Below are 16,224 nucleotides of genomic sequence, written 5' to 3'. Positions count from 1 at the left end.
CTATCGAGTTCTCACACAACACAACCACCACACGGCGATCACCCCTGATTGTGTGGGGTGGGCCTTGTCGCGGCGACTCGCACTAATTTACACACCACCCCACCACCACACAAACACCCAGCTCAAAGCCGGTTCGCACCACCCTGAGGCGTCACCACATACGTATCCGCCGCAGGCACCGCCGCCCTGATCTCCTGGGCCACACGCTCCGGCTCCGCGCACAGCGCCACGATGCTCCCGCCGAAACCGCCCCCGGTCATGCGCGCTCCCACGGACCCCGCGCGGCGAGCGGCCTGCACTGCGGCCTCCAATTCCGGGGTCACTACCTCATAGTGATCACGCAGGGAATCATGGCTGGCGTCCATGAGGGACCCCAACAAAGCAATATCCCCCTCCTTCAAGGCAACGATGGCCCGCTGTGCCCGGGACGTCTCACTTAATACGTGCCGCACGCGGCGGCGTACCGTTTCTGCGTCATAGTCAGAGCCAGCGGCCCACGCCACCGCCTCCTCCACGAGGTTTTCCTCCCGGAAGGTGCAGTTCAGGGCGCTGTGGAGGGCGTCGATAAGCCCCCGGCGGGAGCCGTATCCTCCGGTGGAGTGCGAGTGCGCGGCATTGGTATTGGCGATGAGCAGGTGCAGCCCGGGCCAGGTGCAGGGCACGTGTTCCATGCTGCCGGTGAGGAAGTCGAGCGCGAGGGCGTGATCGCGGCGTGCGTAAAGGCAAGCGCGCTGGTCAAGGCCCCCGGTATTGGCTCCCACCACCTCGTTTTCGGCCCGCATGGCTGCGGCGGCAAGATCAGCCTCTAGCTCGAAGAGATCGCGGGCGGCCACGGCCACGGAACATTCCAGGGCGGCGGAACTAGAAAGCCCCGAGCCCACGGGCACGTCCGATACCACGGCCAGGTCCATGCCCTGAGTGCCGAGCGCCCAGAGGGTTCCGGCGATGTAGCCGCGCCAGTCGTTGAGCGCGGAAACATCATCGAGGTCTGCCGAGCCCACGCGCCGCTTGACCGTAGGGTCCACGGAAATCATGCGCACCCGACGGTCGCGGCGCGGCGAGGCCGCCACAGCGGTAGACATCGTGGTGGCTAGCGGTAGGCATACGCCGTGGGCATAATCCACGTGGTCACCGATGAGGTTCACTCGCCCTGGGGAAAGCCACACACCTGCGGGTTCGGCACCGTATTCATGTGTGTAGAGGGCGGCGGCATCGTTGCCCAATTCCTGCGGTTGCCTTATTTCCATATGCTCCTGAACCTTTCCGCAATGGCCTCCGGGGTGGTGTCATTAATCCACGCACCCATTCCCGATTCTGAACCCGCCAGGTATTTCATGCGGTGGGGGGAACGCATGAGGGAAAAGAGCTGAAGATGCAGGCGGCCCCATTCCGGCTGCCCCACCGGTGCCTGATTCCAGGCCGCGATATAGGGGGTGCGCTCCACTCCCTCAAAGAAGCGGTCTACCGCAGGGAAGAGGCGATGCAGGATACCCGCTAGTTCCTCCCTTTCCTGCTCGTTGAGCGCGGGGAAATCCGGTACCGCCCTGCGCGGCATGACCATGACTTCCAGCGGCCATTTGGCCGCGGCGGGGGTGTACACCACAAATCCTGGGGTCTGTTCGATAATGCGCTCCCCCGCCTGCAATTCCACAGCCAGTACCTCGTCAAAAAGATGAGGGTGCTGGCGTACCTGCTCGGCAATTGCTTCCATGCGTGGTGGAACAAAGGGGTAGGAATAAATCTGCCCGTGGGGATGGGAAAGGGTTACTCCAATTTCCTCACCGCGATTTTCAAAGGGGAATACCGCACGCACTCCCTCGATGGCGGAGAGTTCCTGGGTACGGTGTGCCCATACTTCGATGAGCATTCTCTTGCGTTCCTCGGAGAGATCCGCAAAAGAACCCTCCGCCTCCGAGGTAAAGCACACCACCTCGCAGCGGCCCCGCCCAGGGCGCTGTTCCACGGTAGCTGTGTGGGCTGAGGTCTCCCAGGCTGAATCCTCAAGGTACTCACCCCGAGTACTCAACGAGGGAAAGCGATTTTCAAAGACCACCACCTGATAATCGGCCTCCGGAATCTCGCTGGGATAGGAGCCCGGCTTCGTCGGCGCCAAGGGGTCCTCATGCGCCGGGGGCAGGAAGGTGCGGTTTTGGCGGTGCGCGGCAAAGAGCGACCACTGCCCGGTTAAGGGATCGCGGCGCATAAAGGATTGCGTGCTTACGGCGGGCAGATCGCGTTCGTCCACCGCCGTGCGCGGCGGGGTGCCGGGAAGATCGAAGTAGAGGATTTCGCGGCCGTCGGAAAGCGTAGAGCGGGTGATCTCAAGCATGGTGCTCCTCCACCTGGATCGGGCTCAGGCGCGCCCATAGGAAAAAGACCAGCGCCACGGCCACCAGGGCTAGGCCGGTCCACAGGTTATCCGCGGCGCTCTTGGCCGTGGCATCGTCCGGGTTCACTCCGGGATCGAGAAGGAAGAAACACGCGCAGAGCAGCAGGCCGTAGAGGCCCATGAGTGCGCCGATGACATTGCGAATATCGAAGGCTGACATGTGCTTTTCTCCTTAGAAGAAGATGAGGTTGAGCGCGGTGACCAACACCAGGCAAAGAACGCCGAGGGGCACGGTGCGGCGGTACCAGGGAAGGGCGGCCTCGGCGGCGTCGGAAAGCTGCTCGCGCGGGGTGACCGAGCGCACGAAGCCCACGAGCTCGCGGTCCGGCTTAGGCGTGGTGAATAGCGAGACCGCCACGGACACCACGATGTCCACCACGAAGGCGAGCGAGGCCGCCACGAAGGCCGTGCCCTGCCCTGGCAAAGCAACCAGCGGGTCCGACCCCAGGGAGAGAGCCCAGAAAATGATGGCGGAGGCGGTACCGGCCACCAGGCCTGCCCAGCCCGCGTGCGGGGTCATGCGCTTCCAGAACATACCCAAAATGAAGGTGGCAAAAAGCGGGGCGTTAAAGAATCCGAAAAGGGTTTGCAGATAGTCCATGATATTGCCGAAGTTCGCGGCCAAAAGAGCCGTGAATACAGCAATAGCGGTGGCCACCACCGTGGCTATGCGTCCGAACTTGAGATAATAATCATCCTCGCGGTCCTTGACCACATAGGTTTGCCAGAGGTCATAACTCACCACCGTATTAAAGGCGGAGATATTGGCGGCCATGCCCGCCATGAAGGCTGCAAGCAGGCCCGCGATACCCACACCTAGCAAGCCGTTGGGCAGCAGATCGCGCATGAGATACAGCACGGCCTCATTGGGGGCGGCGTTGCCTTCTGCAATCGGAGTAACGATGGTTCCGGCAATCATGCCGGGAATCACCACGAGGAAGGGAATAAACATCTTGGGAAAGGCCCCGATGATGGGTGTTTTGCGCGCCGCCGAGAGCGAATCCGAGGCCATCGCACGCTGTACCTCCACGAAGTTCGTGGTCCAATAACCAAAGGAAAGTACAAAACCCAGGCCGAAAACGATACCCACCACTGACCACACGGGGTGGTCAAAGCCGGAAAGTTCCGTGCCGGGCCAGGTGGAAAAGTGGCTGGGATCGCCCACCTTTTCCTTCAATCCTTCCCAGCCGCCCACGTGGCGCAGGCCGATGACCGTGAGCGGGGCCAGGCCCGCCACGATAACGAAGAACTGCAAGACCTCGTTATAAATGGCCGCAGAAAGCCCGCCCAGGGTGATATAGGAAAGCACGATGATGGCGGCGATGAGCAGGGTGGCCCAACGCGGCCAGCCCAGCAGGGCCTCCACCACGGTAGCCAGGAGGATCAGGTTCACCCCGGCGATGAGCAGCTGCGCGATGGCAAAGGAAAGGGCGTTGACCAGGTGCGCACCGGGGCCGAAGCGGCGCCGCATGAACTCCGGAACGGAACGCACCTTGGAGCCGTAATAAAAGGGCATCATCACAATGCCCAGGAACACCATCGCCGGTACCGCACCAATCCAGAAGTAGTGCATGGTTTGCATGCCGTACTCCACGCCATTGGCGGACATACCGATGATTTCCACCGCCCCGAGGTTGGCCGCCACGAAGGCCAAACCCGTAACCCAGGAGGGCAAACCCCGCCCGGAAAGGAAGAAATCAATGGAAGAGGAAACGCGGCGCTTGGCGGCCCACCCAATCCCGAGAACAAAAAAGAAATAGGCCGCTACGAGGGCATAGTCCACCCAGGTGGCGTTAAGCCTTAAGGTATACATAATTTATCTTTAGCACAGAATATTCTGCTAACAGCACTTCACCTGGCTTCAGGATAGTGAGGTCTACCCCACTATTGAGGGCGTCGGGCGGGGCGGTCATGGGTTCCACCGCCAGCCAGCGCTGTGGGGAGGTGTAGAGCTGTGTCCAGTCCATCGAGGAACGCAGTTCCACCCCCGCTCCCGATTCGTGGAGCAGCCGCGCCCTGTGGGCTGGGTGATAGAAGGCATCGTCGAAGTTCCGGCCACGCATGGCGATGCAATGCTCGTTCCAAGGCTCCAGGTTTCCGCTGGGAATCATCTGTTCGCTGAGCGGACGCCGCTCGCTGGACTCAAAAAAACAGGGTGCACTCATCGAGCGGCCAACCCTGGGGATCGAGATACGGGTGCGCGCCCAGAGCGCAAGGCGCGGGTTCGGTACCGAGGTTGCGCAGGCCGAACACTGCGCGCAGGCCCTGGGGCTGCGCCTCGTAGCGCACCCGCAGTTCCAGCGGCCAGGGCCAGCCGGGTTCTGGGCCAAGGCGAGTACTCAGCTCCGCCACCTGCTCGGTAGCCGTGAGAGAAAAGAGGCGCCCCTGGGTAAAACCGTGAAGAGCATGCCCGCGCTCGGGCTCGGTCACCTCCAGGGAGTAGGCGATGGCGCCATAAGAAAAGGTCGCCCCGGCCACGCGATTAGGCCACGGGGCCAGCACCGTGTTGGTGGCCTCCGGCGGGTGCTCTCCCTCGGGAAAAGAGCGCAGCAGCGGCCTGCCCTCACAGTGCAAGGAGCGTATCGACGCCCCGGAGGCCGAGATCACCGCCCGCGTTCCCCCGCAACGCAGCGTGACCTCCTTCATTAGCGCCGTACTCCGGCAAAGTTCTTCTTGCCACGGCGCAGCACCAGCCACGAGCCGTGAAGGAAGTCCTCTTCGGCGGGCTCCCAATCCTCGGCGGAAATACGAGCATTATTCACGTACACCCCGCTCTCCTTGATGGCGCGGCGGGCAGCACCTCGGGAATCCACCAATCCGGTGCCCACCAGCAGCTCCACGATGGTATCGCCGGGCTCAAAGGCCAGCACCTCGGTCTCCGATACCGCAGAGGCCAGGGTGGACTCGTCAAGCTCGGCCAGATCGGCCCGGCCAAAGAGGGCCTGAGAGGCCAGTTCCACGGCCTTGGTGGCCTCCTCCCCGTGTACCAGGGTGGTCATCTCGCGGGCCAGGGTGCGCTGAGCCTCGCGGGCGTGGGGGCGCTCCTCTACTTCCACGGCCAGGCGATCCAGTTCCTCCTTATTCAGGAAGGTGAACCAGCGCAGGTAGCGCATCACGTCGGCGTCGGCGGCATTAATGAAGTACTGGTACCAGGTGTAGGGGCTGGTCATCTCCGGGTCGAGCCACAGGCTGCCGCCCCCGGTGGACTTGCCGAACTTCTTACCCTCGGAATCCGTTACCAGCGGAACGGTGAGCGCGTGCACCTGATCGCCGGTGACGCGGCGCACCAGGTCCACCCCGGCCACCAGGTTACCCCACTGATCGCCACCGCCCACCTGAAGATTCACACCGTGGTTATTGTGCAATTGCACATAGTCATTGGCCTGAAGGAGCATGTAGGAAAACTCGGTGTAGGAAATACCATCGTTTTCCAGGCGGCGCTTCACGGTATCGCGGGCCAGCATGGTATTAAGCGAGAAGTGCTTGCCCACATCGCGCAGGAAGGCGATGGCGCTCATATCCTTCGTCCACTCGTTATTATTCACCAATTGCGCGGCGTGCTCGCCCTCAAAGGTGACAAATCGGCGTAATTGCCCGGAGATTCGCTCAGCCCAATCGGATACCGTATCGGCATCATTCATGGAGCGCTCCCCTACATCGCGCGGGTCACCGATCATGCCGGTGGCCCCGCCCGCCAGCACCAGCGGGTTATGGCCCGCGCGCTGAAAGCGCGCCAGCATGAGCAGCGGCACCAGGTGACCAGCATGCAGGGAGGGGCCGGTGGGATCAAAGCCACAGTACAAGGCGATGGGACCCGCTTCGGTGGCCTCCCGGAGAGCCTCAATATCCGTGGATTGATTAATCAACCCGCGCCACTGAAGTTCATCAATGATATTCACGCTTCTTTACCTCCCGGCCATTCCACAGCCTCGTCCATCAACAACACGGGTATGCCTTGGTCAATGCGATAAGCCAACCCAAGGCGCTCATTAACCAGCATTTGTTCGTGCTCAAGATAGGTCAATGGCCCCTTGTCTTTGGGGCACACCAGAATATCCAGTAATTGAGGATCAAGGCTCATGGGTAATCACTCTAGCCTTCCGCCCATTCTCGTTGCGCGCGGGCAGCCGCACGCACGCGTTCGCGCTGCTCTGCCACCCGCACGCCGGCGGTGCCGCCACGGGTATCGCGGGAGGCCACCGCGCCGTCGATAGTCAAGACCTCGCGCACCGCAGGGCTCAGGCGCTTATCGACGCCCGCGAGCTCCTCATCGGTGAGATCCACCAGGTCCACTCCCCTGGCTTCCGCAATGCGCACGCAGGCCCCCGAGGCCTCGTGGGCCTCGCGGAAGGGCACGCCCTGGCGCACCATCCATTCCGCGAGATCGGTGGCTAGCGTGTAGCCGCGCGGGGCGAGTTCCCGCATGCGATCCTCGTGGAAGGTTAGGGTACGCACCAGGCCCGTCATGGCGGGCAGCAGCAGGTTGAGCTGCGCCACCGAATCAATGACCGGTTCCTTATCCTCCTGCAAGTCCCGGTTATAGGCCAGGGGCTGTGCCTTGAGGGTGGCCATGAGGCCGGAGAGATTACCGATGAGCCGGCCCGTCTTGCCGCGAGTGAGTTCCGGGACGTCCGGGTTCTTCTTCTGCGGCATGATGGAGCTGCCGGTGGACCAGGCATCGTGCAAGGTCACGTAGCCAAACTCCGGGGTACACCAGGCGATGATCTCCTCCGCCAGGCGGGACATATCCACCGCAATCTGGGCCAGCACGAAGGCCGCCTCGGAGGCGAAATCGCGCGAGGAGGTGGCGTCGAGGGAATTATCCGCGGCGGAATCAAAGCCCAGTTCCTCCGCGATGGCCTCGGGATTAAGGCGCAGGGAGGAACCCGCCAGGGCCCCCGAGCCATAGGGGGATACCGCCAGGCGACGATCGAGGTCCTGGATACGCTGACCATCGCGCAGCAACGGATGGGCGTGCGCCAACAACTGATGGGCCAGCAGCACGGGCTGGGCGGCCTGGAAGTGCGTCTTACCCGGCATGATGGCCTCCGGGTGCGCCTCCGCCTGAGCCACCAGGGCGTCGATGAGCTCCGTCACGGAAAGGGCGATCCCGCGCAGGGCATCGCGCAACCACATGCGAAACAGCGTGGCTACCTGGTCATTGCGGGAACGGCCCGCGCGCAGACGACCACCAAGCTCCGGGCCCACGCGCTCGATGAGCCCGCGTTCCATCGCCCCGTGGACGTCCTCGTCGGTGGCGTTAGGGGTGAACTCCCCCGAGGCCACATCGGCACCCAGGCGGTCCAGCCCCTCCAGCATGGCTTCAAGATCGCGCTCTTCGAGCAGACCCGCGCGGTGCAACACCCGGGCGTGGGCCTTGGAGGCCAGCACATCATAGGGGGCCAGCACCCAGTCAAAGTGCGTGGACACGCTCAGCGCAAACATCGCCTCCGAGGGGCCGCCGGAAAAGCGCCCTCCCCACAGCGCGCCCTCGTTGGTTCCATGCTGCTCCATTTATGCCTCCCGATCCCGCGTATTAGCCATCTTGGAGGAAAGCCCGTGCAGCTGCACGAATCCCTTGGCCAAGGTCTGATCGAAGGTATCGCCCGTATCATAAGTAGCCAGGTTGAAATCATAGAGCGAGTGCTCGGAGCGGCGGCCATTCACCGTGATGGAACCGGCGTGCAGCACCAGGCGAATGTCACCCGTGACGTGCTCCTGAGTGGAGTCGATGAAGGCATCCAGGGAACGCTTGAGCGGACTGAACCACAGGCCGTCGTAGACCTCCTCGGACCAACGAGCGTCCACCAGGCGCTTGTAGCGGGCCAACTCGCGCTCCACGGTGACGTCCTCCAAGGCCTCGTGGGCCTTGATGAGCACCATCGCGCCGGGGGCCTCGTAAACCTCGCGGGACTTGATGCCCACCAGGCGATCCTCCACCATGTCCAAACGGCCCACACCCTGTGCTCCGGCGCGGCGGTTGAGTTCCTCGATGGCCTCTAGGACGGTGACCGGGCGTCCGTCGATAGCCACGGGGGCACCTCCCTTGAAGGAGATGATGAGTTCATCGGGGGCATTGCCCAGGGCCGGGTCCTCGGTGTAGGCGTAAAGATCCTTGGTGGGCGGGTTCCACAGATCCTCCAGGAAGCCCGTTTCCACGGCGCGGCCCCACACGTTCTGGTCAATGGAAAAGGGCGAGGAGGCGGACTGCTCGATGGGGAGGTTGATCTCCTCGGCAAAGGCAATGGCCTTATCACGGGTCCAGGCAAAATCGCGGGCGGGAGCCACAATCTCCAGGCTGGGATCGGTGCTCATAAACCCGACCTCAAAGCGCACCTGATCGTTTCCCTTGCCCGTGCAGCCGTGGGCCACGTGCGTGCCGCCGTGTTCCTTGGCGGCCTCCACCAGGTGCTTGACGATAAGCGGACGCGACAGCGCTGAAACCAGCGGATACTGCTTCATATACAGGGCATTAGCCTTGACGGCGGGCAGACAGTATTGCTCGGCAAACTCGTCCTTGGCATCCACCACGATGGATTCCACCGCGCCGCAATCCAGGGCGCGCTGCCGCACCGATTCCATATCCTCCCCGCCCTGACCAAGGTCGAGGGAGACGGCCACAACCTCGCCCTCGATCATCTTGGAGAGGTAGGGAATGGCCACGGAGGTATCCAGGCCACCGGAATAAGCCAAAACAATGCGATTAGTCATAATCAATTTCTCCTTTTATTCGTTATTCCATATGTGCAGGGTGGACGCTAATTCCGCGCCCGTCATGGGGTCCCGCGCAAGAACAAAAATCGTATCATCACCCGCGATGCAGCCCACCACATCCGACATACCCACGCGGTCGATGAAGCTGGCAAGGTACTGCGCGGCTCCCGGAGGGGTCCGCAGCACGGCGATATTGGCGGAGGAATCCACCGATACCACCAGTTCTTCCAGCATGCGTCGCAACTTTTCTCGGGGGCCAGAAAGGGTATCGGGAACCGCACTATCCTCCCCGCCCACGGCGTAAAAGGAGCGTGAGCCCTCGCGGCGCACCTTGCGCGCACCTAGCTCGTCGAGATCCCGCGAGATGGTGGCCTGCGTGGCGTCAATGCCCTCATCCAAAAGCAATTCTGAGAGTTGCACTTGGCTGTACACCCTCGTGGAAGCCAAAATGTCAAGGATCTTTCCTTGACGCGCAGTGCGGGTAGTCACCAACTCATCCTTTCTCAATCTCATCAAGCACCCTGCCGAGGCGGCGCACGGCCTCCTCCATCTCCTCCCGCGTGATCACCAGCGGCGGTACCAGGCGTATCACGCGATCCGAGGGTGCGTTGAGAATAATTCCCGCTCGCCACCCCGCCGCCACTGCCTGCCGAGCCACCGGGGTTTTGAGCACCACGCCCAGCATGAGCCCACGGCCGCGCACGAACTCCACCTGTGGTAATTCCGCCACGGCCGCGCGCAAGTATTCACCCGAGCGCCGCACCTGGTCGAGGAAACTATCTCCTATCGTATCGAGCACCACCGTGGCCGCGGCGCAGGCCACGGGGTTACCACCAAAGGTGGTTCCGTGATCTCCGCGACCCAGCAGTTCGGCGGCCGCGCCGTGGGCCAGGCAGGCCCCGATCGGTAACCCGGCGCCTAGGCCCTTGGCCAGGGTTATCACATCCGGTATAACGCCATCGTGTTCAAAGGCGAAGAAATCACCCGTGCGGCCGATACCCGTTTGCACCTCATCAACCACCATGAGAATCCCGTACTCATCGCACAGGACGCGCACGGCGCTCAGGAATCCCTCCGGGGCGGGAATCACGCCGGTTTCCCCCTGGATGGGTTCGAGGAAGATGGCGGCCACCTCCTGCGGATTGGTCTCTACCAGAGTGCGCAGATAGGCCGCGTCCCCGTAGGGATAGAACTCCACCCCACCGGGTAGCGGCTCGAAAGGGGCGCGCTTGGCGGGCTGCCCGGTCAGGGCCAGGGCGCCCATCGTGCGCCCGTGAAAGCCATTGACCGCCGCCAAAACCCTGTGCCTCCCCGTACGCCGCGCCAGTTTGAAGGCGGCCTCGTTGGCCTCCGCACCGGAGTTGCACAGGAATACCCTGGCATCATCGGCGGGAAAACGCTCGCACAGCGCGGCGGCCACCTCCACCGCCGGGCGCGAGGCCAGCAGGTTCGAGGAGTGCGTCAAGCGCAGGGCCTGCTCCCCCACGGCGCGGGCAATATCCTCATTGCCATAGCCCAGGGAGGCCACGGCAATGCCGGAGAGGAGGTCGATGTATTCCTTGCCCGCGGCGTCGAAAAGCCGGGCGCCGCGCCCCTCCACCACCTCTACCTCCGGGGTGGGGTAGGTATCCATGAGCACCGTGGGCCAGGTGCGCAATACCTCACTCATCTTTTTCTCCTTCCTGTGGGGGCAGCACCATCGTGCCGATTCCGCCCTCGGTGAGTAATTCCAAGATCACGGAGTGGCTGAGCCGCCCATCAATCACGTGCGCGGCCGATACCCCGGCCTCCACCGCGTTCAGGCAGGATTCCATCTTGGGAATCATGCCGCTATCCAGACCGGGCAACAGGGCACGCAGGCGATCGGTGGTGATCGTGGATACCAGAGAGCCGCGATCCGGCCACTGCGTGTACAGGCCCTCCACGTTGGTGAGCACCACCAGGCGCTCCGCCCCGATGGCCGCCGCCAGGGCACCCGCGGCGGTATCGGCGTTGATGTTGTACACCTGCCCGTCCTCGCCCGGCGCGATGGTGGATACCACCGGAATCCGCCCGGCCTCGATGAGGTCCATGAGCGCGGTGGCGTCCACGTCCACGATGTCTCCCACCTGGCCGATGTCCGTGGGGGTGCCGTCAATGGGCACCAGGCGACGCCGCGCGGTAAAGAGTCCGGCGTCCTCCCCGGAGGTGCCCACGGCGTAGGGGCCGTGGGAATTGATGAGACCCACCAGATCGCGGCCCACCTGGCCGAAGAGCACCATGCGCACCACCTCCATGACCTCGGGGGTGGTCACGCGGAAGCCACCGCGGAACTCGCCTTTGAGCCCCAGGCGATTTAGCATGGTGGAAATCTGCGGCCCGCCGCCGTGCACCACCACCGGGCGGGCGCCGATGGTGCGCAGCAGCACCATATCGGCGGCGAAGGCGGCCTTGAGTTCCTCGTCCACCATCGCGTTACCGCCGTATTTGACCACCACGATGCGATCGCGGAAGTGTTGCAGCCACGGCAGGGCCTCTGCCAGCACGGCGGCACGGTCGGCCGCGGTGAGGTCATGTAAGTTCTTCATCCTCGCGCCTTCCTTTAGGTGGTATAAGCCGAGTTAATTTCCACGTAGGCGTGGGAGAGGTCTGTGGTGTACACCGTGGCGGTGCCGGGCTGACCCGTACCCAGATCCACTTCCACGGCGATGTCTGAGCCGCTGAGATCTACCTCGCGGGCTCCCGGCACCGCCGTAGAATCCGCGCACACGGTGTGCCCGTTAAAGCGCACGCTGATACGAGCGGGCTCCATGCTCACCGGGGCCATGCCCACGGCGGCGATCACGCGGCCCCAGTTCGGATCGGAGCCAAACATTGCGCATTTCACCAGGTTATCGCGCCCGATCGTGCGGGCAGCAGCAAGCGCTTCCTCCTCGCTGTGCGCCCCGGTGACGGTGATGCTCACCCGCTTGGTCACCCCCTCGGCGTCGGCCTGCATGGCCCGTGCCAGGCTCCGGCAGGCTTGGAGCACGGCGGCGTCGAGAGCCTCCTGGGTGGGTTCTACCCCCGATTCCCCGGAGGCCAGCAGAATCACCGTGTCATTGGTGGAGGTGGAGCCGTCAATGTCCAGCACATCAAAGGTGCTCGCGGTGGCCCGGCGCAGGGCGGTATCCAGGGCCTCGGCGCTGGCCTGGGCGTCGGTGGTCAGGCACACCAGCATGGTGGCCAGAGAGGGCGCCATCATGCCCACTCCCTTGCCCATGCCACCCAGCAGGAAGCCGGGACCTTCCACCAGTACTTCCTTGGGCACGGTATCGGTGGTCATAATCGCCCGTGCGGCCTCACTGCCGTACGCTCCCAAGCCGCCGAGCAGCGCCTGCGCTCCCTCGCGGACAAGCGGCATGGGAAGGGGCTCCCCGATCAGCCCGGTGGAGCACACCGCAACATTGTGCTTATCGACGCCCAGCCCTTCCGCAACGATGCCCTGCATCTCCTGCGCGTCCCGGTAGCCCTGCTGACCGGTGCAGGCATTGGCGTTGCCGGAGTTATAGACCACCGCGTCCAGGCCGCCCCCAGCGATGGCCTCCTTACTCAGCGTCACCGGGGCCGCGCATACCTTATTGCGGGTAAATACCGCCGCGGCGGTGCGCTGGCGGCCCGTGTTCACCACGAGCGCCATGTCCGGGGCACCGGAGGGTTTGATGCCCGCCGTGGTGGCCGCCGCCTGAAAACCCTTGGGCGAGGTAATACTCATGCTTCATCTTCCTTATCTCGGGTGCTTCTAGGGTGTGACTGCCACGGTGGGAAGGCCGGCGACTTCCTCCCAGCCCACAGCGATATTCATGCACTGCACGGCACCGCCGGCGGTGCCCTTGGTGAGGTTGTCGATGGCGGCGGTGATAAGCAGCGTCCCGGCCTCCTCATTGATCTCCACCGCGATCTGGCAAAGGTTGGTGCCCAGCACGTTCTTGGTATTGGGCAGCACTCCCTCCGGGAGTACGTGCACGAAGGGCTCTCCGCGATAGAACTCCGCGTAAACCTCGCGGGGGTTCTTACCACTCTTTAGCGGAGCACTCTTCAACGGAGCCACGGCGGTGCTGAGAATCCCCCGCGTCATCGGCGCGAGCACCGGGGTAAAGGAAAGACGCGGGGTCTCCCCATAGCAGGCGAGGTTCTGCACGATTTCCGGGTTGTGGCGGTGCTGACCCGCAGTGTTATAGGGACGCACCGATCCCATCGTCTCCGCACCCAAGAGCGAGGTGGCGGCCTTCTTGCCCGCGCCGGAAACCCCCGTGATGGAGGTGAGGGTGATATTCGGCTCGATCAGGCCCTCGGCCACGGCGGGCAACAGGGCCAGGGTGGCACCCGTGGGAAAGCAACCTGGCACGGCCACGCGCCGGGTTTTTGTGAGAGCCTCGCGCTGACCGGGCATTTCCGGCAAGCCATAAGGCCAGGTACCGGCGTGCTCGGAGCCGTAATAACGCCGCCACTGCTCGGGGTCGCTGAGACGGTAATCCGCCGCGCAATCAATCACCAGGGTTTCGGCGGGAAGCTGCGCCGCCAGGCGGGCGGAGTGTCCATGCGGCAGGCAGAGAAACACCACATCGTGGCCGCTAAGGACCTCCGGGGTGGTCTCCTCCACCACACGATCCGTCAGGGCGGGGGCCGCGGGGAAGGCATTGCACTGACCCGCAGAGGAATTGCCCGTGAGCGCCCCAATTTCTAGGTCCCCTTTGAGATACGCGGGGTGCCCCAGGAGGAGGCGGAGGAGTTCACCACCGGCATATCCGGTGGCTCCGGCGATGGCTACTGTGATCGGCATAACGAACAATATAGCATATATTCATGCTCTTGCAAATTATGCAGAAAGGTGGTGGCGGAGTGCTCCCCGCAATATCGCGCGAACTTGATCTGTGCTGAGTGCACCGTGGGGGGTAACCGCATCCATCGTGAGACCACCAATCAACGCAGTGATCTGTCGCGCCGCCATGCCCGGATTCTCCACGCCCAAGCTGGAAAAAGCGCTCACCACCACCTCGTGAAGGTCTCGCCCCATCTGCGCGGCTGCGGGAGCGAAAAGGGGTTGCACGCGCGAAGCTCGAATAAACTCCAACACCACAATCGCCTCAGCCCTCCGTGCCTCATCCATCGGAAGTACCTGCTCCAATAGTTCCTGCAAGGAATCAAGAGCCTCCTCCCCTTTTAATCCCTTCAGGGAACTCCCCAGGTACGGCGCCAAGCGCCGCCCCATGCGTTCTCCCGCCTCTCGCGCCGCCGCTTCCAAAAGGTCCTCGTGCCCATCGAAAAAATGCCGCACAGAGCCGATATTGAGTTCCGCCTCCGCCGATACCTTGCGCAAGGTTATCCCCTCCACCCCCTCGGCCAGAATCTTGCGAAAAGCCGCCTCAATAATGTGGCTGCGGCGTTCCTCGGCATTAATACGTGCAGGCATACCCCTTCACTCCCATAATGGATAGTCACTCTCCGTTACCGAACCATCCTCAGAAAATAGCAGGTAGCGATCAAAGTCCCGTGCAAACCACCGATCATGCGTCACCGCTATCACTGTTCCCGAGAAAGCCCGCAAAGCCTTCTGCACCGCCTCCCCAGATTCAAGGTCAAGGTTATCCGTGGGCTCATCCAACAACAGCATGGTGGCCCCACTAAGTTCCAACAAAAGAATCTGAAAGCGAGCGCGCTGTCCACCCGATAAATCTTCAAAACGCTGCTGTGCGCAGCGGACAAGGCCATAGCGATCCAGTGCTCTCGACGCCTCCTCGCGCGGCATCCCCTGCCGCCGCCCCTCGCCACAGTGCAAAATGGAAAGGAGAGTTCGCCCGTGCAGGTCAGGGCGCCCCTGAGTTTGTGCAAACCAGCCCGGCCACACGCGTGCCCCCAAACGCGCAACCCCAGAATAGGAAACCGGCTCAATATCCTTAGCCACCTCCACTAATTCCGCAGAGGGGTCACTACCCCCTCTAGCCAGCAAACGGAGGAAATGAGACTTTCCCGAGCCATTCGGCCCCAACACCGCCACCCTATCCCCATACCTCGCCTCAAAATCATAAGCATGGGTAAGCCCCCGCAATTCAAGCCCTTCACAGATCAACACCCGTTTCCCCGTTCGGCCACCTCGCAGCCGCATGGAAAAATCCTGCTCGCGGGGAGCCTTTTCCGGGCGTCCATGCGATTCAAACTTTTCCAGGCGGGTCCGTGCCGCACGGTACCGGGAAGCCATATCCGAGTTATATGCCGCTTTATTCTTATATTCCCGCACTAACTCGCGCAGACGTTGATGTTCTTCTTCCCATCTTTTATTCAACTCATCCAGCCGTGCGCCGCGATTTTCCCGAGCCTCATAATAACTCCCAAAACCTCCCCCGTGCACCCATACCGTATTCCCCCGTTCTCCCAGTTCCACCGTAACCACCTTCGTAGCCGTGCGAAAAAGAAGTTCCCGGTCATGGCTAACATAAAGAACCGTCTTATCACAGCTCAGAAGCATCTCTTCCAGCCATCTTTTGCCCGGCACATCTAGAAAATTATCCGGTTCATCGAGCAGCAGAATCTCCGCGGAGCCCCGCATCAAGGCATTAAGCATGAGACGTTTCTGCTCGCCACCAGATAGCATCGAGGTGGGAAAATCTGCACACTCCTCATAACTAAGGCCCAATGAATCCATAGTGCAAAAACTCCACAGTGCTTCCAATTCATAGCCACCTCGATCGCCCCATTCCAAGAGTAAGGAAGCATACTTCATCTGGGCCGCTTCATCATCAACTTCACGCACATCATGTTCCGCTCGCCACAATGCCTCCGCCATCTCTCGCATGACCCGAGTACTCGTAGCCACAAGTGCTTCGCGCACCGTTTCTCCCTGCATAAATTGCGGCATAACGGCCAACTCTCCACCACGAGATATAGCACCTTCAACCACCGGAATATCCCCGGTAATAATTTTCAGCAAGGTAGTTTTACCCGAACCATTGGCTCCAATCAGAGCCACTCGTTCCCCTTCTCCCACCCGAAAAGAAATATCACGCAGAAGTAAGCGCCCATCATCCAGAAAATATTTTAGCGACTGCACATCAAGGTAGCCCATGCCGAGATATTATCACAACCGTGATAAATCATGTCTGAAA

General features: G+C 62.3%; 17 protein-coding genes. All 17 read right to left on the bottom strand.

Features of this window, described 5'->3' with window-relative positions:
* Nucleotides 1-122: 122 nt before the first annotated feature.
* From galK to Clow_RS06705, 17 genes are read right to left on the bottom strand one after another with little or no spacing between them, the layout of a single operon-like run.
* A complete protein-coding gene (gene galK, locus Clow_RS06785) occupies nt 123-1,247 on the bottom strand; it encodes a galactokinase (RefSeq protein ID WP_055178017.1) in 1,125 nt (374 codons plus the stop codon).
* Entirely contained in the window at nt 1,238-2,329 is a 1,092-nt protein-coding gene (galT, locus tag Clow_RS06780) for a galactose-1-phosphate uridylyltransferase (RefSeq protein ID WP_055178016.1), read from the bottom strand. Before galT ends, galK begins: the two co-directional genes overlap by 10 nt.
* On the bottom strand, nt 2,322-2,549 hold the full coding sequence (locus Clow_RS06775; RefSeq protein WP_055178015.1) for a hypothetical protein: 228 nt from the start codon (nt 2,547-2,549) through the stop codon (nt 2,322-2,324). The genes galT and Clow_RS06775 overlap by 8 nt, the downstream gene beginning before the upstream one ends.
* A gap of 12 nt (nt 2,550-2,561) precedes the next feature.
* A complete protein-coding gene (locus Clow_RS06770) occupies nt 2,562-4,202 on the bottom strand; it encodes a sodium:solute symporter family protein (protein WP_055178014.1) in 1,641 nt (546 codons plus the stop codon).
* On the bottom strand, nt 4,183-4,554 hold the full coding sequence (locus Clow_RS06765; protein WP_156334718.1) for an aldose epimerase family protein: 372 nt from the start codon (nt 4,552-4,554) through the stop codon (nt 4,183-4,185). Before Clow_RS06765 ends, Clow_RS06770 begins: the two co-directional genes overlap by 20 nt.
* Entirely contained in the window at nt 4,532-5,035 is a 504-nt protein-coding gene (locus Clow_RS06760; protein WP_055178012.1) for an aldose epimerase family protein, read from the bottom strand. Before Clow_RS06760 ends, Clow_RS06765 begins: the two co-directional genes overlap by 23 nt.
* Nucleotides 5,035-6,288 (bottom strand): tyrosine--tRNA ligase, encoded by a 1,254-nt coding sequence (tyrS, locus tag Clow_RS06755; protein WP_055178011.1) that lies wholly within the window; start codon nt 6,286-6,288, stop codon nt 5,035-5,037. The genes Clow_RS06760 and tyrS overlap by 1 nt, the downstream gene beginning before the upstream one ends.
* Nucleotides 6,285-6,470: a Trm112 family protein gene (locus tag Clow_RS06750; RefSeq protein ID WP_055178010.1), complete on the bottom strand. Its 186-nt coding sequence runs from the start codon at nt 6,468-6,470 to the stop codon at nt 6,285-6,287. Before Clow_RS06750 ends, tyrS begins: the two co-directional genes overlap by 4 nt.
* Before the next feature lie 11 nt (nt 6,471-6,481).
* Complete coding sequence (gene argH, locus Clow_RS06745; protein WP_055178009.1) at nt 6,482-7,903, bottom strand: argininosuccinate lyase; 1,422 nt, start codon at nt 7,901-7,903, stop codon at nt 6,482-6,484.
* Entirely contained in the window at nt 7,904-9,100 is a 1,197-nt protein-coding gene (locus Clow_RS06740) for an argininosuccinate synthase (protein ID WP_055178008.1), read from the bottom strand.
* Between the two features lie 15 nt (nt 9,101-9,115).
* Complete coding sequence (locus Clow_RS06735) at nt 9,116-9,616, bottom strand: arginine repressor (protein ID WP_055178007.1); 501 nt, start codon at nt 9,614-9,616, stop codon at nt 9,116-9,118.
* Nucleotides 9,597-10,772, bottom strand: coding sequence for an acetylornithine transaminase (locus Clow_RS06730; protein ID WP_055178006.1), 1,176 nt, complete (start codon nt 10,770-10,772; stop codon nt 9,597-9,599). Before Clow_RS06730 ends, Clow_RS06735 begins: the two co-directional genes overlap by 20 nt.
* Nucleotides 10,765-11,670 (bottom strand): acetylglutamate kinase, encoded by a 906-nt coding sequence (argB, locus tag Clow_RS06725; protein WP_055178005.1) that lies wholly within the window; start codon nt 11,668-11,670, stop codon nt 10,765-10,767. Before argB ends, Clow_RS06730 begins: the two co-directional genes overlap by 8 nt.
* A gap of 14 nt (nt 11,671-11,684) precedes the next feature.
* Entirely contained in the window at nt 11,685-12,836 is a 1,152-nt protein-coding gene (gene argJ / locus Clow_RS06720) for a bifunctional glutamate N-acetyltransferase/amino-acid acetyltransferase ArgJ (protein WP_055178004.1), read from the bottom strand.
* A 27-nt stretch (nt 12,837-12,863) separates the two neighbouring features.
* Nucleotides 12,864-13,904, bottom strand: coding sequence for an N-acetyl-gamma-glutamyl-phosphate reductase (argC, locus tag Clow_RS06715; RefSeq protein WP_055178003.1), 1,041 nt, complete (start codon nt 13,902-13,904; stop codon nt 12,864-12,866).
* A gap of 36 nt (nt 13,905-13,940) precedes the next feature.
* Complete coding sequence (locus Clow_RS06710; RefSeq protein WP_055178001.1) at nt 13,941-14,534, bottom strand: TetR/AcrR family transcriptional regulator; 594 nt, start codon at nt 14,532-14,534, stop codon at nt 13,941-13,943.
* 6 nt (nt 14,535-14,540) lie between these two features.
* Nucleotides 14,541-16,184, bottom strand: coding sequence for an ABC-F family ATP-binding cassette domain-containing protein (locus Clow_RS06705; protein ID WP_055177999.1), 1,644 nt, complete (start codon nt 16,182-16,184; stop codon nt 14,541-14,543).
* Nucleotides 16,185-16,224 lie beyond the last annotated feature (40 nt).

Origin of the sequence: Corynebacterium lowii (genome assembly GCF_001412085.1) — a bacterium.
Taxonomy (GTDB): Bacteria; Actinomycetota; Actinomycetes; order Mycobacteriales; family Mycobacteriaceae; genus Corynebacterium; species Corynebacterium lowii.
Note: the sequence above shows the minus strand (reverse complement) of the source record. Positions and strands in the feature narration are given on the sequence as shown.